This is a genomic window from Candidatus Lernaella stagnicola, assembly GCA_030765525.1.
In the GTDB taxonomy this organism is placed as follows: Bacteria; Lernaellota; Lernaellaia; order Lernaellales; family Lernaellaceae; genus Lernaella; species Lernaella stagnicola.
This window is the reverse complement of record JAVCCK010000042.1, coordinates 66527-85291: the sequence shown is the minus strand read 5'-3', so window position 1 is coordinate 85291 and position 18765 is coordinate 66527. Positions and strand designations below refer to the sequence as shown.

The following is an 18765-nucleotide window of genomic DNA, read 5'->3' as shown; positions in this document are numbered from 1 at the left end:
ATCGCGTTTCTCGAACGGGTGATCCGCACGATCAAAGAGGAGGAAATCTGGCCCAACAGCTACGACACCTGGAGCGAGGCCCACGACGCGATTGACCGGTACGTGCGCTGGTACAACCAAGACCGCGTCTACTCGGCCCTCGACTACCAAACGCCCAACGAGGTCCAAGCGGCTTACTTCACCCCAAAAGCCGCCTAATCCTGTCTTGCTAAAATGGGGACACTACGGGTGTGTCCTTGCGACGGCGTCGCCGGGGGCGTCAAGCCGTTTTTCCTGCCGAGGATTGGGCGGGACGTGGGCGGCGTGGGTGGGGTTAACGCGTTTCCATGTTTTGTCGCCGGTCAGATGGGCGATTTGCGCACCGCTCACGAGATTCCAGGTGCCCGCAACCAGCCGTTCACGAAAGACGGTCATCGTGCTGATCATGATGTTGTTATCGTCGCCGAGCCCTGGTTCGGTCGCTTCCCAGCACTGTTGTTCGTCGCACTCGAACAGTATCGCCGCGTGCCATTTTTGTTTCCAGGAACTGCGCCGTGTACCGAAAAACGTTCGGCCGTGATATTCGGCAAAGCAATCGTATTTGGGCAAACCGGTTCCTTTTCGGGTTTTGGGCGTCGGGGCGAGCGGGTGCATGATTTCCGTGGGAGGCGCCGAGTCCTTGCCGCCGACAATCAAACGGCCAAAGGCCGTAGAGAGAATCGGTCGTTTCAAGTCCGGCAGTTTTGTGTGCAGCAGCGTGGTGCCGTTTTCGGCAACGCGCAGGATGCGCAACGAAGCATCGGCCCGGACGACCGTGACGAACAGGCGGTCATTGAACACGATCAACGAATTGAACGATACGCCTTGTTCTTGCGCCGGCCACGCCCGCCGGAAGCTGCCGCGTTTGCCGGATCGCGACATCACAAATTCACGATCGGTCACGGCATAGAGCCGGTCGTGCCACACGGCCAGGGCTTTGACGTAATTGTCTCCGGGGGCGAACACGTCGTCGGCCGCCGCCAACTCGGCGCCTTCTCCCGGTCTGTAGCACACGATGAGGGCCGGATCGTTGTCGGCACCGTTGATGGTTCCGACAAAGATCGCGCCGTCAAAAGCGACCAACGACACGAATTCCGCAGCGCGGGGCAGCCCAAAGGCGTCGGTGGTGACCGCCTCCCATGATTCGAGGTCGGCCGATCGCCAGAGCTGCGCCTTCGTCGTCTCGTTCCAGGTGCCGGCGTAGAGATAGCCGTCCAACTCAGCAAAGGACATAACGCCTTTGTTGGACGAAAACACGTCCTTGGGCTTTTGGCGCAAGAATTCGTCTTGGAAAGTGAATTGATCCACGGAAAAGTGAAACACGGCAACCAGCGCCGCGACGAGTACGAATCCACCAATCAAAAGCGCGAAAACGGTCTTGTACGACACGTCCCATGCCTCCAAAGATCTGCCGATAACCTGCTTCGGTCGAAACGACGACACACAATGCAACAGCGCCCGGAATTCCGGGAACACCCATCCTTAATTTTTCTCCGGTTCAATGCCGCGCAGTTCGGGGGCGCTCCAACCAATATCCGTCGCCATGATATCAAAGCCTTGTTGAAAAAATAGTCCCAAAGAACATTGGATGAGAAAGCCCGCGGGCGCGACAAGACGGAGAAACAAAGCCGATCCGGGCGATCCGTGAATCGCCCCTTCAGGATTCTGTGCCTGGGCGGGGAGGCTGTGCGGCTCGGACTTGCGTTCGCACGACCAGAGGCGCAAAATTTGGTTGGTCGGCCCGTCGCAACGTAGATTTCCCACCAACATCGTTCCTGCAAAGGCGGGGACTTTAGAAAGATCGCCACGGCGAGCGTTGCGCGGGGCCGCCGTTTTCGGGAGCCGTATTCGGATCGATATTTTGAAATGACGGCCTCGAAGAAGTGAAAGATGCGTCGGATAATTAAGGTTGGTGTCCCATAAATTACATGGTGTCCCCTAAATTACCCTTTGAATTGTGCCGAAATTTCCAAATTTCTTAGGGAGGTGACAAATGGGCACTGAACTTTTGGAAGAGTTGAAGCGGTTCGATCCAGAATGCAACGATAATAATACACTGAAAAAACGGATTCGCAGGTTCAAACGAATTGTCCGAGACATTGGAGATTGGATCCCCGAGGCTTATGGAGATCCCAAAGCGCGGGCCGTCCTTTTCGCGCTGACACCTATTCTCGGGCTCTATATTTCGCGAGGACTCGAAGGGCTCATTAAATCTGGGCAGAAAGTAAATCCGGACGAAAAGGCGATCGCTGCACTTAAGTCCGTATCCCCGCCTTCCAAAACCTTGAATCTCGAAGTGTTTAGTTCATTTCATGCCACTGTCACCTTACGAATCAACACGATTGACAGGCTGATTCCCGCGGATTCGGGTAATTTATGGGACACCATACTTAATTATTTCGGCTTTCAGTAGAAAACCGGGACACGTTACAAGTACATGTTCCGGTTCTACAAATCGGCGTGGAGGCTGTGCGGCTCGGACTTGCGTTCGCAAGACCAGAGGCGCATAATTCGTATGTTCCGCCCGCCACAACGCAGATTATCCACCAACGTCGTTCCCACGAAGGAGGGGACTTTAGACAAAGTGCCACGGCGAGCGTTGCGTGGGACCGCCGTTTTCGGGAGCCGTATTCGGATCGATAGTCCGATAAGACGGCATCGACGGAGTGAAAGATGCGTCGGATAATTAAGGTTGGTGTCCCTTAAATTACAAGAAAGGCTTCTGAAAATCTCTGTCGAGCGCTACCAAGAGCACGGTGGTCAAAAAAAGGAAAGGCATTCTTAAGGAAAATAAAACGCGCCGCGACCACGACTTTGACAGAAAAGCCACGTAGCGCAAACCTGTGTCCAAAGAATTGGGTGCGACACACGGATGTCATTTAACAAAAATGGCTGTGGAACAATCAAAAACCGTCAAAACATTAGGAACTGATGAAATGAGTGGAAAGAACGAAAAGCCAGATATCCGAGAAAAAATCATTCAAGCTCGGCCCTTCCTTTTTAAGTACGCAAAAAAATGCTTATCTCCTGGGCGCGCAGCTCCTAACCCAGACTATTATTTTGATGTTCTCGAAGACATTGTGCGGTGGAAAGGAGATCGAAATAACACACCAGCCATCGACTTGGAAGGCGTGAGCGGCCCAGATACAAAAAAATGCGACATCGAAAAAGGAGATGACATGAAAGATCGTAGGATGTGGAGGTAGCGCACGATCATGATATTAATCTTAACAAATAAGTGGGACGTTACCGCGGATTTTGTCGTCAGAGAGCTCAAAAAGAGAGGGGAACCGTTTATTCGATTGAATACAGAGGATTTGGTGACGGAGAAAGTCAGCATTTCATTTCCAACGCGCCAAATCGCGATTACACATAAAGGCGACTTGTACGACCTGCTTAAGACGGTGTCAGTTGTTTGGAATAGAAGACCGGGCAAACCGTATGATGACTTAGACGATGGAAATAAGCCGTCGTCAGCAGTGCAGAAGTATGTCAATGAGCAATGGTATTCCTGGCTTGAGTCGTTAATGATAGTCCCGAACGTAACTTGGGTGAATCATCCTTCAGCAAATGATGTTATGGAAAGTAAAATACGCCAGCTACATTTGGCGTCAGACCTCGGTTTTCAAGTACCGGACACGCTCATTTCGAATGATCCGGAAGCCATTAACAGTTTTATTGGTAAACATAGAAATGGTGTTATCGCAAAGGCTCTCTATTCGCCGTTAATCGAAGAGCCAGAACAGGATTTTTTCATTTTCACGAATAGAATTGACGGTATAGCGGCTGGAGACGAGGATAGTGTTCGTGTTTGCCCATCAATTTATCAGCAGGCACTCTTTCAAAAAACAGATTACAGGGTTACGGTGATTGGAAAAAAATTGTTTTCGGTGCGAATCGATTCTGGAGAGAATCAAGAAGTTAATCTTGATTGGAGGACCCAAAAAGATGGCCTTGAATTCAAACGGTGCTCGATTCCAGACGACATTGCTGATTTGTGCGTCAAATTGGTGCTAGAAAATGACCTCTATTTTGGAGCGATAGATATCGTTGAGCATGAAGGGCGATTCTGGTTTCTTGAAGTAAACCCGAACGGCGAGTGGGGATGGCTTCAAAAACCGAACGGCGTACCAATTGCGGAGGCCTTGTGCGATTTGATGATTTCGAAGAGGAAATGAGAGGAAAGCATGGAAATGCGCAAACTGCTATATATGATTTGGCCACCACATGAGGCGAACCATGCACATGCGATCATGGACTTGAGAAATTGTGGCGACGGTGAAGACGCAAGGTGGAATGGAGTGTTGGAAAGGGTTCGAAAAACGGTTTCAGAAAAAAACGATGAATCTGGCGCCATTGAAGAAATGGCCAAGGAAATACAGGAATCAGAGACGAAAAGAAAGGAAGTTCTCGAAAATAAAGCTGCGGCATTTTTCGGTGGGCTAGGTGTTGCGATAAGTGTGTTATCGATTATCCCGGCGGTATTTGCAACAGGCGGAAGGATGACGCCGCTTGTGTCGCCGGTAGTCGGTGTAGCGTATCTTTTGGCACAGATACATCTTTTGGTTGCAGTCGCATATTCCATCAAGGTAAGAAAGATTGGTGTTTTTAGAAGGCCATGTGCTGAAAATTTATTGGACATGTTGAGAGAAGGCAGGGACAATATTTCCGAAAGGATAACGATTCGGATTGCACAGGTGAAGTGGAACGAAGATGTTCTTATTAGAAAAGCAAACTATATCCATGCGGTTGAAAAACTTTTTCTCAGAGGATTGTCTTTGATCGCGTTTGGTGCTGTTGTTAGCGTTCTAGGGGAGATCGGGAAGATGTTGGGGTGGCTTTGATTAATGACCGCGTGGGCCGACGTGTTGCCTGCGGAAGCGCGATTACTTTAAGGGACACCAGACTTAAATATTTCGGCTTTCAGATTTAATTTAAGGGACACCATACTTAATTATTTTGGCTTTCCGGGGGCAGTATATAGAAACCAGATAGCGTTTTCGGAAAACGCTGATCGCGACTAAAGTCGCTCCTACGGTTTTGTGTGAGGCGCGCCGAGCGACCAGCGGGAGCGGTCGGTGTGACAACGACGTCGTCAGACGCATTCGGTCCCAGCGCCGGGCCTTGCCCGGTCGCGACTGAAGTCGCTCCTACGGTTTCGGGTCCAGGGTCAGCCTGGGGTGAAGGCTACTCGCCACAGCCCCACATGAAGTCGTTTTCGTCGCCGTTGCCGCTGTCGTCGGCACCGTTGTCTTGGAGCACGCGGATGCCGCACACCTGACGGGCGCAGCCGCGCCAATACCCGCAGCTATCCGAGTCGTTGTAGCACTGCTGGAGGCAGAGCCACCCCTCGCTGTCGGCGCTTTCCTCGCACATTTGCATGGCGGTGGCGGGTTGAATGCTCTGGCCGTTCTCGAAGGCTAGGGCATAGTTGCAGCCGCCGTAGACCATATTCAGAAGTTGGCCGCACTCGCTATCGTCGAAGGTGTCGTCGTCATCGGCGGCGTCATCGTCGGCATCGTCATCGTCGCCGCCGGTGGAGGAGGTGACGTTGATGGTGAGCAGGTCGGTGTCGGTGGCGTTGCGGTTGTCAGTGACGAGCAACTCCACTTTGTACGTTCCCGGATTGGGGAAGGTGTGCGTCGTCACCTTGGAGTTGCCGATGACGTTGCCGTTGTTAATGATTTTCCAGCGGTAGGCTTCGATCGTGCCGTCGGGGTCGCTGGAGTTGCCGCCGCGGAAGGTGACGGTCAGAGGGGCGCGGCCACCGGTCGGGCTGGCGTTGCCTTCGGCTACGGGCGGCTTGTTCAACGCGGCCCCGGCGTAATCAACGAGCGCGGCGTAAGCGTCGACTTCGCCCCAACCGAGTTGGTTGGTCCACGAGCTCGACGAACTGCGCGCCGTGTCATACATCGACTGGCGGATTCCCTGCGGATGAGCGCCGCCGTGAGCCACCAGCAGCGCGGCGACGCCCGCCACGTGGGGCGAGGCCATGCTCGTGCCGCCCAGGGAGTAATAATCGACGCCGTAGCCGGGCTCGTAGGTTTCCTGCACGATACCGTCACCCGGGGCGACCAGGTCCAAAGCGCTGCCGTAACTACTGAAAGACGACCGTTGCGGATTGGCGCCCGGCGCGTGCGTGTTGCAGGAGCCCACGGCAATGGAGTTGTCGTAAGCGCCGGGGTAGTCCACGCGACTGACGCCGTCGTTGCCGGAGGCCGCAACGACCACGACACCCGCGTTGAAGGCGCGATCGATAGCGCTGTCGGTGGAAGAAACGTAGCCGCCGCCGCCCAGGGACATGTTGATCACGTCGGCCCCGTTGGTGCGGGCGTAGTTGATGGCGGAGATGATATCGCTTTCCAACGCGCCGCCGTCGTAATCCGGAAATACTTTCAGCGGCATGAGGCGGGCGTCGAACGCGATGCCCGCGCAGCCTTTGCGGTTGTTGGTGGCTTCGGCGACCGTGTTGCTGACGTGGGTGCCGTGGCCGATGTAATCGTTCCAATTCGTGTCGTTACCCCAGAAGTCATAGCCGCCGCTGGTATTCTCGGCCGCATCTTCCAGACCTGAGCGACGGTAGCCGGAGTCGATCACGCCGACCGTCGCTCCGCCGCCGGTGGTGATATCCCAGGCGTCTTCCAGGAAAAGCTGGCGGAAATTGCCCTGGTACTGGTTGTAGTACGGGTCGTTGGGGCGGAACAAAGGCGCGTGGATGTAATTCGGCCAAACGCTTTGCACGCCGGGCATGCTTTCGAGTTCGGCGATTTGCTTTTCGAGGTCGAGATCAGCCGCGACGTCGACCACGGCGATAAATACATCCTCACCGTCGTACAGGTCGATGGCTTTGAAGTCGGTGGCTTCGACGATCGTTCCGTCATCGAGACTCGCCAGGCGCACGGCGTACCGGGCATCGCGCAGGCGCTTTTCGAACGTGGCGAAGGTAAGGTCTGGATTCATCTCGACAATTACGCTGTCGGCGGCGGCGAGGTGGCCGTCGATGGTCGTTGTAGCTTCGTAACGAGTGGCGCCGGCCACGGTGGGTAAGCAGAAGGCGGCGACCACGAGGATGACAGTCAGGCGACGTAGCATTTTTTACTCCGGGCAATAAAAAAGCCGGCACACACGGCCGGCTTGCTTTTGGCGATTTATTGGTTCAGTCGCTCATGCAACATGGTTACGGTTTCGTTGTCGTCCATTTGCGTTGTTTTCGTCTGGGCGCAATTTCCATTACCGCGCCGTGAGCGCAGGAAGTATGGCACAGGCGGGCAGGGTGTTCAAGTCAAGCGGGGGCGCTGGGTCCCGGATGGGGATGTATTGGAGGGTGCTGCGAGCACGTGAGCGATGACGATTCGGCCCTAGACGATGACGCCACGGACGATGACGCCACCGATGACGACTCTACCGATGACGATTCGAGCGGCGATGACGACACAACCGGCGACGATGACGCGGCCGGCGACGTCGATTTTTCAACCGACAACATCCAGTTTGCTTCCGGCGGCAGTCGCCAGACTTCCATTCAAACCACCGCCGACGGCACGGTGCATGTGGCCTACGAGGATGCGACCTATATCAAGCACGCCTATTGCCCGACCTGCGCGGCAAACTGAGTTATTCCATCCGTTGCGCTCGGTAGGCGCGATGCGTATAGTGTGCCGTAAGAGGACGAAATGACGACCGTGAAGCCTATTAAGCAGAGGAATTCAGCCGCACCCGTGGGTGCAGATAAAACCGCCGGCGGCCGCGGCCGCATCCTTGCCCTCGGCCTATCCAACCCCGCTCGCTAGAACGGCGGCGCGGGGCCATTTACCCTTAAGAAGAACAAGCAATCAGTTGACGGACCGCGGACCCCGATTTATAACGTCCGGGCTGCCGGCCGGGTCCCGGCTATCCAGTGGAAACAGAGGATTAGACGATGGAAACGAAATACGATCACATCGCAGTGGAAAAGAAATGGCAGGACCGTTGGGCCAAGGAACGGACCTACAATTTGGATCTGTCTACGGCCGAGAATCCCTACTACAACCTGATGATGTTCCCGTATCCGTCCGCAGAGGGCTTGCACGTGGGCAACTGTTTTGCGTTTACGGGCGCCGACATTCATGGGCGTTACATGATGGCGCGCGGGTATGAAGTGTTCGAGCCGATGGGATTCGACGCGTTCGGGATTCACTCGGAAAACTACGCGTTGAAAGTCGGGACGCACCCGTGGCACCTGATTCCGAAAAACGTGGAGAATTTCAAGGAAAACCAACTCAAGCGGCTTGGGGCGATGTTCGACTGGGCGCACGAAGTCAACACGACCGACCCGAAATATTACCGGTGGACGCAGTGGATTTTTCTGCAGTTGCACAAGCACGGATTGGCGTATCGGAAGTCCGGGTTGGTCAACTGGTGTCCGAGTTGCATGACGGTGATCTCCGAGGAACAGGTCGTCGGCGGTGTTTGCGAGCGTTGTGATTCCCCGGTGACCAAAAAAGACTTGCCGCAATGGTATTTTCGCATCACGGCGTATGCTCAGCGGCTGCTTGATAACCTGGAATGGATTGACTGGTCGCCCGTTACCAAGAACGCTCAGCGCCGGTGGATCGGCCGCTCGGAAGGAGCGGAGATTACCTTTCCCCTAGTGGGCCACGAAGAGGAATTGGTCGTGTTCACGACGCGTCCCGACACGTTGTACGGAGCCACGTACATGGTGCTCGCGCCGGAGCATCCGTTTGTCGACGTCATTACGACGCCGGAGCACGCCGATGCGGTAAAGGCCTACGTGAAGGACGCGATCATCAAGCCTGAAATCGAACGCATGGCCGAGGAACAAGAAAAGACGGGCTGTTTCACCGGCGCGTACGCCGTCAACCCGCTCAACAACGAGAAAATTCCGATCTGGATTTCCGACTACGTGTTGATGGGCTACGGCACCGGGGCGATCATGGCCGTCCCTGCACATGACACACGCGATTACGAATTCGCGAAGCAATTCGACTTGCCCATCATCGAAGTGATCAGCTCCGACGGCCAAATTCACGAATTTGTGCAGTGCTACCCCTTCGAGGGGACGATGGTGCAGTCGGGTCCTTTCGACGGCATGGATAGTCGCGAAGCGATTCACAAGGTGACCGACTATTGCGTCGAAAAGGGATTCGGGGAGCGCACGGTGAACTTCCGCCTGCGCGATTGGTGCATTTCGCGGCAGCGTTATTGGGGTCCGCCGGTGCCGATCGTTCACTGCCCGGATTGCGGCATTGTGCCCGTACCCGAGGACGAGTTGCCGGTCGAACTCCCGTATTCCGAGAACGTCAAGCCGCTTGGTCTGGGCGAGAGTCCGCTCGCGGCGGTGCCGGAGTTTGTCCATACGACGTGTCCGACCTGCGGCGGCCCGGCGAAGCGCGACGTTGACGTGATGGACAACTTCTTGGACAGCGCTTGGTATTTCTTCCGGTATTTGTCGGCTCACGACGAAGAGCAGGCGTTCGATCGGGATTTGGTGAAAAAGTGGCTGCCGGTCGATATGTACGTCGGCGGCAACGAGCACGCGGTATTGCACCTGATGTACACGCGTTTCATCACGATGGCGTTCAAGGACATGGGGCTGATCGATTTCGAGGAACCGTTCAAGAAGTTCCAAGCTCACGGGTTGCTCATCAAAGATGGCGCCAAGATGAGCAAGTCGAGAGGCAACGTCATCAATCCGGACGAGTACCTGGATGAATTCGGGACCGACACCTTCCGAACGTATCTGATGTTTTTGGGGCCGTTCGTGATGGGCGGCGATTTCCGCAGTGAGGGAATTGTCGGCGCGCGGCGGTTCATGGAACGCGTTTGGCGGTTGGCGACCGAGCATGAAATTTCCGACGAGCCGCTGGAGGGTAAGGATGAACTCGGGCCGGTGCATCGAACGATCAAAAAGGTGACCGAGGACCTGGACGACTTCGCGTACAACACCGCCATTGCCGCCATGATGGAACTGACGAACGAGTTGTACAAATGGAAGAAGCAAAAACGGGAAGCGATTGAAACGCTGCTCAAGCTGCTGCAACCCTTCGCGCCGCACATCGCGCACGAGCTATTCGAGCGACTGGGCAACGGGCCGTTGATTACCAGCGGCGGCTGGCCGAAGTGGGACGAAGAACATGTTCGAGTCGAGGAAATCGAGTTCGTTGTTCAAGTCAACGGCAAACTACGCGGCCGCGTGACGTTGCCGGTGGACGTGGATGAGCAGGGCGCCTGGGAAGCGGCGGAGAAAATCGAGGCCGTCCAGAAGCAGATCGAGGGCAAACAGGTCGTCAAAAGGATCTTTGTGCCTAAGAAACTGCTGAATATCGTCGTAAAGGGATGAAGTAAAACGGGGCGCACAAATGTGCGCCCCGTATCGTAGCTTGAGACGTCGTCGTTTTATTGCGCGTTGTTTTCTTTAGGATCTCCAGCTCTCTCCAATTTTTTGCCGGTTCTAACTTTCGTGACGATTTCACCAATCGTCTGCAACGTGAAAAGCCCGAGAACCGCCCCGTATATCGTCATGAAGGGGCCGCTGGACTTCATCGGGCATCCGTTGGCGCATCCAAAAAAGTGGAAGTACGCGTACCCGCCGGCCGCACCGAACAAAACGCCGATCAACGGCAGGAGCCATTTTCTCATTTTGATTTTCCCTGTTGTGCCCAAATCTCACATGATTTCCGATATTTACACATCGAATAGGGCTGCACGCATCTGGCGCATTCCGGGTGATCGCAAATCGCGATCCCGAAGCGGCGGCAATACAGACGTTTCATGTGGTCCGGGTGAAGCGGACACTTTTCCAGGCTGTGCTGTTCTTGTTCATGCTTCATCTATGTTAATATATAACTAGTAACAACAATACTTCAAGTGCTTTTCTTTCGGGCGCGGGCCGAACCGCAAGTTTCCGGCGAGCGGGAGGCGATCAACGGCGCCGGAATTCTCTCAACGTGTTCCCTTATTCGCGGATTTTCGATCTCGCCTATCAGGGCGGCGTTCGTTGACGATCCGGCAGCGGGCCGCTATCGTCCGAAGAGAATGAGGCGATTCATCACCATGGTTGTTTGGCTGGCCGTCATCGGCACGATGGCGTGCGGGAGCGATGCGCGTCGCAGTGGGGATACGGCAACGGAGGCGGATCCGTCGGTTCGGGTGATAGACGTGCAGGGCATACCGGCGTGGCGTGATGATTCCGCGGTGTGGCAGACGGCGCTCGATATTGCGGCTCGCGGAACCGGGAAGGATTTCGTAACGCATCGGAATCCGCTTATTCGTGAGGTGGCTGCACGGAGTGCGCAGCCGGCGGCCGGGCAACGTGAGAAGATTGATCCGGCGATTGCGGTGGACGACGGCAGGCAACTTCGGATTGCCGACGCCGAGAATTGGCAGGTACATGCGGTTTTTCTTTTTGCGGGCTCTGAGCCGCCTTACCGCCTGGAACTGCCGGGGGCGATCGTTAATCAACTGAACGGGACGGCGCTGACCGACGATGCGAATGCAGCCGTGCAACGCCGCGACCGTTTGGGATCGGGGCGACCCGTGATCACGTTATGGCGGAAGGGCGCAAAGCATGACGGGGTGATGATCTTACCGGACGGGGCGCTGGTCGGTTCAGCAATTCAGCCGGCGCAAGGATTGTTTCGTCTGGCCGATGACTCGTTGCTTGACGCGATTGAAGACGCCTGGCGCGGGGCGTTGCGGGTAGGCGGTGCAGGGGACCGGGATCATTTGCAGCGCATCCACTTGATGATGGCGGCAGGTCTCGACGACGAAGCGGAAGCGGCGTTGTTGGCGTTGGAACAGCGGCGTCCCAATACCGAGGCCGTTCGAAACGGCGAACTCAATTTGATCATGTACGTGTTCTATCAGCAGCGCGCGCCGGACCGTGCGGAGGCAGCGTTGGCGCGGCTGGTGCGCGAGCATCCGGATCATCCTTTTGTGGCCGCGACCGGTTTGGCGGCGTTGTCGCAGCTCTATTTTCGCGACCGTGAATGGATGAAGTACCGGATGCTGTGGAAGGATATGGGCGCGCGGATTGCGGGTGAGATTCCGCCGGTGGTCGCCGACCGTCTGCAGTTGGTCGACCAAGCGCTCGCGGCGGAGATTCTGTGGGATCGCGGCCCGGACTATCGAGACAACATCGACATTTTGCAGGTCGTGGATTCACTGGAACGATTGCCGGACTATCACCGGGTGGCCACGTGGCTGGATCGCTACTTGGAGCAAAATCCGCGCGATGAAAACGAGATGCTTCGCAAGGGACGGACGCTGATCAAATTGCAGAAATTCGAAGAAGCGGAGCGCTATTTGTTGCAGCAAGCGGAGGACGAGAACGCCCTTCCCACACGGCGGCTGAAGTTTTACGAGATGCTGGTCAATCTCTATAAAATCAAAAACGAGGACGATAAACGGCGGTGGGCCAGCGACATGTGGCAAAAGATGCGCAAGGCGTCGGAATCGGAAAGCGAAAACCTCGGCCAGGGGCACCCGCCGCCCGGTCAAGAGCCAGGGAACTAACGAAGCTACCACCCCTTCTTTTCATAGAACGAAATCATGTCGGCCGCGATGGCTTCGCCCATCAGGCGGTGCCCCAACGCATTGGGATGGCCGCCGAGTTCTTCTTGGCTGTACCAACTCTCGCCGAAGCGTCCCGAAGCATGCACCGCCGCGGGCAGGTCGATGAGCGGCGTGTTGGTATCTTCCGCGATGCCGCGCAAGGGGCGGTCGGCGGCGGGCCGGCTGTTGAAATAAGCGGGCAGGAGGAAGACCGGCACGGCGCCGAGGTCGCCGGAGAGTGTGACGAAACGCAAAAGATTGTCCCGACGATCGGCGGGCGGGACGCGCGGCTTCCAATACACGGCGGCGGATTCCCGTTGGTCGCCCGCGACGTATTGTTTGTAGGACTGCACGGTTTGGATGGTTTGCAGGCGGCGCAGGAGTTTGTACAGGTCGCTGTGATTAAGCAGCGAAAGCAGGCCGGCGTAGCGGTTGCGCGTCTCATGCAGTTCGCGGTCGGTATAGCCGAAGCCGTGCTCCAGGTTTTTGTAGTTGCGTACGAAGCTCGCCAAGCCGTCGTTGGCCTCGGAGAAAAGCCAAATCATATCGGGCTCAAGTTTCTTGCCTTCGAGCTCAAGGTATTTGACGCACTGGAACGATGTGTAAGCGCCGACCCCGGCGTTGACGGTTTCAATGTTGCGGGTTGGGAAGCGTTGGCGAAGCAGGTGTTCGGCGACCTTGGTGTAGGTCTCGGGCAAGGCGACGCCCGCGCCGAACGTGGTCGATTCGCCGAGGGAAAGGATGCGGTAGACGCCGGCGGGTTTCGGCACGGCGACTTCGCGGTCGCGCAAGCCGAGGGCGTTGATGTGGTACACGCGGCGGTCACCATCCATGGCCTGGCTGGGCTTGAAGCGCCAGAACAACTCCGGGTCGTCGAGGATCGATTGTTCGAGGTTGGCGGCCATGCCGGGCAGGTTGGTGGTCGGGCGACCGACGAGATTGGTGAGTCGCACGACGGTTTCGGCGGCGACGAGAAAGAGGAACGTGGCGAGCAAGGCAAAGATTTCGCGTCGGCGCTTTCTAAAAAAAGTGGGTGGCGAGGTTTCGGTCAATGCCGGCCGTGCCATCGGTCATCCTTTTTGACGACGCGGAACTTCCGCAGTTTTTTCGGTTCCTCCATGCGGCGGTCGCGATTCGGGTACGGGTCGTCGTCGAGTGTTTCGTAGCGGCGTCGCTGGCGGAGGCGGAACACGAACCAACTGAACACCGCCAACAAGGACATCGCGCCGAATATGCAGCCGTGATTCAGCAGGCTAAGCCAGGATTGTTCTCGTTCCAGGAATTTGCGCCAACGTTTTTCGAGTTGGGACAGCGACAGACCGGTGGCGTTGCGCAGGGCGCGCGTGCTTGACTCGCCGGCGGCTAGTTCGTCGAGTACCGGGGTCAGCCAACCCTTCTTTTTGAGAAAAATGACGAAGGAGAGGGATTCGGCGTAGGCGAGTTTCGCGCGGCTTTCCCCGCTGGGCCAACGACGCGTGAGTTCTTTTAGTGGAATCAGGCCGTCGAAAATGAGGGCGACGGTCAGGCGTACGGAGTCGGTCGAGGACCACTGCTGGGCGACCATTTGGGCCACGCCCTCGGTTAGCCATTTGGGCGGGTGACGGCGATTCAGCACCTCGAAAAGGGCGACGTGCGACATCTCGTGAAGAAAGGTTTGGGCGAGGTTGCCGTGCAAACCTTCGCGCAACGCGCCGGACGGGGAGAACATGTAGATCGTTTGCTTGTGGGGATAGGCGACGCCCACGGACCACTTTGGGACGTTGCGTCCCGGTTGCAACGATTCGTAGGTTTCGCGATCGGGTGCAAGGTAGACCAGGATTTCGGCGTCGAAGTCTTTGCCGAGCGCGCCGATCACGGAGCGGCGAAATGGTTCCGCCGAGGCAGCGAAAGCGGTGGCGGATTGGACTTCATTGCGGGGGAAGAAGACGCCGAAATGAGCGCTGTCGTAACGCATCCATTCGACAGCGGCGTAACTTGTGGTCGGCAGAATAAGCGCGATGAGGATGATGACGAGCGCCGGCATTTTCATAGGCCGAGTTTGGCGCGCACCTGCCCGGCGGACAAGCCCTCGATCACGACGGTTTTGGAGCGGTCGGTGTGCCCGGCGATGACCCGCACTTGGTGTTTGGCGATGCCGAGCTTTTTGGCGAGGAGTTTTACGACATGCGCGTTGGCCTTGCCTTTGTCGGGCGGGGAGGTGACGGCAACTTTCAGCCGGTCGGCATGAATCGGTCCGAGGCGGTCGGCGCTTGCTTTCGGAGAAACCCGTAGCTCGAGCAGGACGCCTTCTTTGCTGCTTTTGAGCGTGAGAGCCACTTATTTTTTTGACAGGATGGCCACTTTGTCGGCCTCTTCGTCGTGCCGGTCGGCCTCCTCGCACGTCGCCTCGAGCATTTTGATATGCGCGTGGAGGATGGCGCTTAACTCGGCCTCGACGCGGGCGCGTTGCCGCCGCAATTCGGTGACGTCTTCGGTCAGCTTTTTAACCTGTTCGTGAGCGTTGCGCACGAGGGTTTCGGCATCCAGCTTGGCCTCGGCGATGATGATTTCGCGTTTCTGCCTCGCGTTTTCGAGGATGGTCTCCGCCGACTTTTGGGTTGAGATGATCGCATCTTTGAGGATTTTCTCGTTTTCGGTCAGTTCGTCGAGCCGAGCCTTTGTGCGGCGCAATTCGTCTTTCAGCGTTTCGTGATTGCGCAGCAAACCTTCCATTTCAAGCGCGACCATATTCAAGAAGGAATCGACTTCGCCCGCATCATAGCGGCTACGCACTCTCTTGAACGGTTGCTGCTTGATGTCCAGTGGCGTAATTCTCATCGGCTCACTCCCTCGCATGCGACATGAGTTTGTGGGGAAATTCTAACAAAAACGACGCTGTATGCAAACAAAATCGAACGAATCGTTGAGACGGGGAAAGTTGAGACGTTCGATCGCGAAAAACACCGGCGAACGTGCGATGCGGCGGGGCGCGAAAATTATCGCTGCTTGTGAAGTTTCGACCGAGCTTGCTACACTTGGCACTCGTTTCGTGTTGGAGGTGCTTGATGGCGGTTCTCAAAGCTCCGTATCGTGTCATTTTCGGCGACACCGACGCCTTGGGTGTCGTTTATCACGCGAATTACCTGCGCATGATGGACATGGCGCGCGCGGAGTGGTTCCGGGAGTTTTCGATTCCGCCGCTGGCGATGTTTCGAGAGGAAGAGCATCTGATCGTGGTCGTGGAGATGCATTTTGAGCACAAACGACCGGCGACCTTCGATGAATTGCTGAGCGTGGAATGCTGGTTGAGTCGCAGTTGGGTGCGATCGGCCTCGATTCGCTTCGAGTATCAGATCCGGCACGAATCGGGGGAATTGTGTGTTCGCGGCTATACGCGGCACGCTTTCACGCGGCGGGACGGCTCGGTCAAACGCCCGCCGAAGGAGTTTTTGGAGTCGCTGCGGGCGGTCGCGGAAGATCGCACATACGGGGAAGAGGCGAAGTAACCGGCGGTGATCGAGGGCACGTTGCCGCGCTCGGCAACAGGGCATCGAGGAGAAAAGGATGACGCGTTGGAGGCGAATCGACCCCTTCCGGCTCGAATTGCCGCGGGAAGGCGGCATGCGGGTGCCGGGGCGGATTTACGCCGACGCGGTTCTTGAAGCCATACTCGAGAAGGATAATGCCGCCACGCAAGTGCGCAACGTGGCTCATTTGCCGGGCATCGTGAGCGCCAGTTTGGCGATGCCGGATATTCATTGGGGGTACGGTTTTCCGATCGGCGGCGTGGCGGCTTTCGACTATGACGAAGGCGTCGTCTCGCCGGGCGGCGTGGGCTACGACATCAACTGCGGGGTGCGTTTGGCGGCGAGTGCGTTGGACGTTCAGGATCTGGAAGGACGGGACATCGAGCGTATCGCCGATTCACTGTTTGCCACGATTCCCGCCGGGTTGGGGCGTGGCGGAGAAGTTCGCTTGACGACGGCGAATCTGCGACGTGTCTTGGCGGAGGGCGCTGCCTGGGCGGCGCGCGAGGGATACGGTGATGCCGGCGATCTGGAACGGCTGGAAAGCGAAGGTTGTCTGCCGGGCGCTAATCCGGACGAGGTGAGCGATACGGCGCTCAAACGCGGCAAAGGACAGCTTGGCACGTTGGGAAGCGGCAACCATTTCTGCGAGGTCGGCGTGGTGGACGAAGTGTTTGACCGCCAAGCGGCCGACGCGTTCGGGCTTCGGCGCGGACAGTTGACGTTCATGGTACACAGCGGCAGTCGCGGGCTGGGCCACCAAGTGTGCGATGATTTTCTGTCGGTGATGGCGCGTTACGTCCAGAAAAACAAGTTAGAGTTGCCGGATCGCCAACTGGCGTGCGCGCATGTAACGAGCGCGGCGGGACAGCGCTATCTCGGGGCGATGGCGGCTGCCGCGAATTTCGCATTCGCCAACCGCCACGTGTTGATGGCGTTGGTCGAGCGGGCGTTGTTGGCGGCCCTGGCTGTGGCGCCGCGGGAAGTGCAGATGCGAACGATATACGACGTGGCGCACAATATCGCGAAAATTGAGAAACATGAGGTTGACGGAAAACAGCGTCGACTTGTCGTTCACCGGAAGGGAGCCACGCGGGCGTATCCGGCGGGCCATCGTGACGTACCGTCGCGCTATCGCTCGGTCGGACAACCCGTGTTGGTGCCCGGCGACATGGGCCGGGAGAGTTGGGTTCTTGTGGGAGAACCGGCAGCGATGGCGGAGACTTTCGGTAGCGCGTGCCACGGTGCGGGTCGGCTGTTGTCGCGCACGGCGGCCACGAAGCAGGCCAAGAACCGGCTGATCGATGAGGAATTGGCGGCCGACGGTATCATCGTGCGGGCGCAGAAACGAAAAACGTTGGCCGAAGAGATGCCGGCGGCATACAAGGATGTGGCAAGCGTCGTGGACGTAGTCGAGGGGGCGGGATTGGCTCGAAAAGTGGCTAGATTAAAACCTCTGGTGGTGATCAAAGGATGAATCGACGGGTATTTTTCATCGTTTTGTTCTTCGTGTTTTTGGTGGGCTGCCAACGGCTTCCCGGCCAGGGGGAGGCGTTTGAACTCGGCCCGATCAAAATGGGCATGGGGCTGGACCAGTTGCGAAGCGTGTATCCGGGAGACCAAGCGCGTCTTTTGGGCTACGACACGCCGCGCGGGCAGAACTGGATCGTGGAATCTCCTTTTCGGGGGCGCGAGACCAAACCGAAATGGCTCACGCGCGGGGCGACGCATCTGACGATGACTTTTTGGGAAGATCGTTTGCTACGGGTGCGAGTTCATCGCGCGGGCTCCTTGGATGAGGCGTTCGGGTTCAAAGAACGATTCGATCGCGGTTACGATTTAGCGGCCGACCTGTCACGAGGCGAGACACTTTTCCTGGAATACGATGCCGAACCCACGAAGATCTTTCTGAAGCAAGAAGGAAACGAAATCATCGCGACGTATGTGGATCGAGTTGCGTTTGGCGCGATGGACGAATCGCGGGGGCGCTGGCGGAAGAAGGCGGCGGCGGAACTGAAGATTGAGGGTCTTCGATTCGGGATGAATGAATATAACGTGCGGCAGCTTTGGGATGATCCGGGCGAGGAAACGGATTTCTTCGCCGGTCTGGAAGGGCGGCGGTGGCGGCAGGACGATAAACACCGGGAATGTATTTTGGGTTTCGATAGTGAGTGGGGCTTGGCGGCAGTCGCTTTTTTGTATTTGCGCTCGTGGAGTGAGGCGGAGATCAAGGCGCGACTTTTTGACCTGCAGAAACGGTACGGATCCGGAGAATACGAGGCGGTGGAAACGGGATACGCTTGGCAGAACAATTTACCGACGGCAATGATTTCATTCCATGCGACGCGGTGTGACGGGGAAAACTGTCAAGTCAGTGAAGGTTGGCTGTGGCGCGGCAGACAAGATTCGATTAGCGGGAAGAAGATAGGGCCGAATAGCGAGAAATCGGGGCCGAACTAGGGAAATCGGCCGGCCGCAGGGTGGTCCGGCTTACGTCGGGTTTTGCACGCGGGCTGACTATTGAACGTCCGGCGATATTGACGCATAATGCGGCGCAACAGGGAATTAGGCTCGTTTTGCGGGGGAATATCGGGTCACTGGATTGTAAGTAGGCGGACAACATAGAGAAAAGGCTTCCTCGATGACCGAGAGAATTTTGCGGTGTCCGCGCTGCGGAGCGGAAACATCA

At 56.9% G+C, this 18765-nt stretch carries 18 protein-coding genes; 11 read left to right on the top strand and 7 right to left on the bottom strand.

What is annotated here, in order from left to right:
• Positions 1-198 (top strand): integrase core domain-containing protein, encoded by a 198-nt coding sequence (locus P9L99_19995; GenBank protein MDP8225652.1) that lies wholly within the window; start codon positions 1-3, stop codon positions 196-198.
• Positions 199-222: 24 nt separating this feature from the next.
• On the opposite strand, the gene P9L99_19990 is transcribed toward P9L99_19995, so the two are convergent.
• On the bottom strand, positions 223-1407 hold the full coding sequence (locus P9L99_19990) for a hypothetical protein (protein MDP8225651.1): 1185 nt from the start codon (positions 1405-1407) through the stop codon (positions 223-225).
• A gap of 604 nt (positions 1408-2011) precedes the next feature.
• Between P9L99_19990 and P9L99_19985 the strand changes: the two genes are divergently transcribed.
• From P9L99_19985 to P9L99_19970, 4 genes are all read left to right on the top strand, one after another.
• On the top strand, positions 2012-2431 hold the full coding sequence (locus P9L99_19985) for a hypothetical protein (GenBank protein MDP8225650.1): 420 nt from the start codon (positions 2012-2014) through the stop codon (positions 2429-2431).
• A 475-nt stretch (positions 2432-2906) separates the two neighbouring features.
• Positions 2907-3224 carry a hypothetical protein gene (locus tag P9L99_19980; protein ID MDP8225649.1) on the top strand — a complete coding sequence of 106 codons (318 nt, stop codon included), beginning with the start codon at positions 2907-2909 and terminating at the stop codon, positions 3222-3224.
• A 114-nt stretch (positions 3225-3338) separates the two neighbouring features.
• Entirely contained in the window at positions 3339-4196 is an 858-nt protein-coding gene (locus tag P9L99_19975) for a hypothetical protein (GenBank protein ID MDP8225648.1), read from the top strand.
• 15 nt (positions 4197-4211) lie between these two features.
• Positions 4212-4862, top strand: a complete 651-nt coding sequence (locus P9L99_19970) for a hypothetical protein (GenBank protein ID MDP8225647.1) — start codon at positions 4212-4214, stop codon at positions 4860-4862.
• A gap of 343 nt (positions 4863-5205) precedes the next feature.
• On the opposite strand, the gene P9L99_19965 is transcribed toward P9L99_19970, so the two are convergent.
• Positions 5206-7110 carry a S8 family serine peptidase gene (locus tag P9L99_19965; GenBank protein ID MDP8225646.1) on the bottom strand — a complete coding sequence of 635 codons (1905 nt, stop codon included), beginning with the start codon at positions 7108-7110 and terminating at the stop codon, positions 5206-5208.
• Positions 7111-7355: 245 nt separating this feature from the next.
• On the opposite strand from P9L99_19965, the gene P9L99_19960 reads away from it, so the two are divergent.
• Positions 7356-7631, top strand: coding sequence for a hypothetical protein (locus tag P9L99_19960; GenBank protein MDP8225645.1), 276 nt, complete (start codon positions 7356-7358; stop codon positions 7629-7631).
• Positions 7632-7936: 305 nt separating this feature from the next.
• Entirely contained in the window at positions 7937-10357 is a 2421-nt protein-coding gene (gene leuS, locus P9L99_19955; GenBank protein ID MDP8225644.1) for a leucine--tRNA ligase, read from the top strand.
• A 56-nt stretch (positions 10358-10413) separates the two neighbouring features.
• Here the strand turns inward: leuS and P9L99_19950 are convergent, their stop codons facing one another.
• Positions 10414-10656 carry a hypothetical protein gene (locus tag P9L99_19950; protein ID MDP8225643.1) on the bottom strand — a complete coding sequence of 81 codons (243 nt, stop codon included), beginning with the start codon at positions 10654-10656 and terminating at the stop codon, positions 10414-10416.
• Between the two features lie 414 nt (positions 10657-11070).
• Between P9L99_19950 and P9L99_19945 the strand changes: the two genes are divergently transcribed.
• On the top strand, positions 11071-12531 hold the full coding sequence (locus tag P9L99_19945) for a hypothetical protein (GenBank protein ID MDP8225642.1): 1461 nt from the start codon (positions 11071-11073) through the stop codon (positions 12529-12531).
• A 5-nt stretch (positions 12532-12536) separates the two neighbouring features.
• Here P9L99_19945 and P9L99_19940 read toward each other — a convergent pair whose 3' ends face one another.
• The 4 genes from P9L99_19940 to P9L99_19925 are packed head-to-tail and all read right to left on the bottom strand — an operon-like array spanning position 12537 to position 15387.
• Positions 12537-13637 carry an SGNH/GDSL hydrolase family protein gene (locus tag P9L99_19940; GenBank protein MDP8225641.1) on the bottom strand — a complete coding sequence of 367 codons (1101 nt, stop codon included), beginning with the start codon at positions 13635-13637 and terminating at the stop codon, positions 12537-12539.
• Complete coding sequence (locus P9L99_19935; protein ID MDP8225640.1) at positions 13619-14593, bottom strand: hypothetical protein; 975 nt, start codon at positions 14591-14593, stop codon at positions 13619-13621. Before P9L99_19935 ends, P9L99_19940 begins: the two co-directional genes overlap by 19 nt.
• 2 nt (positions 14594-14595) lie before the next feature.
• The gene (locus tag P9L99_19930; GenBank protein ID MDP8225639.1) at positions 14596-14886 is read right to left on the bottom strand and encodes a DUF167 domain-containing protein; all 291 of its coding nucleotides are present in this window, start codon (positions 14884-14886) and stop codon (positions 14596-14598) included.
• The gene (locus P9L99_19925; protein ID MDP8225638.1) at positions 14887-15387 is read right to left on the bottom strand and encodes a DivIVA domain-containing protein; all 501 of its coding nucleotides are present in this window, start codon (positions 15385-15387) and stop codon (positions 14887-14889) included. It abuts the gene before it with no gap.
• Between the two features lie 227 nt (positions 15388-15614).
• Here P9L99_19925 and P9L99_19920 point away from each other — a divergent pair, with 227 nt between their 5' ends.
• The 3 genes from P9L99_19920 to P9L99_19910 are packed head-to-tail and all read left to right on the top strand — an operon-like array spanning position 15615 to position 18536.
• Entirely contained in the window at positions 15615-16055 is a 441-nt protein-coding gene (locus P9L99_19920; protein MDP8225637.1) for a thioesterase family protein, read from the top strand.
• Between the two features lie 58 nt (positions 16056-16113).
• Complete coding sequence (locus tag P9L99_19915; protein MDP8225636.1) at positions 16114-17553, top strand: RtcB family protein; 1440 nt, start codon at positions 16114-16116, stop codon at positions 17551-17553.
• A complete protein-coding gene (locus P9L99_19910; protein MDP8225635.1) occupies positions 17550-18536 on the top strand; it encodes a hypothetical protein in 987 nt (328 codons plus the stop codon). Before P9L99_19915 ends, P9L99_19910 begins: the two co-directional genes overlap by 4 nt.
• Positions 18537-18765 lie beyond the last annotated feature (229 nt).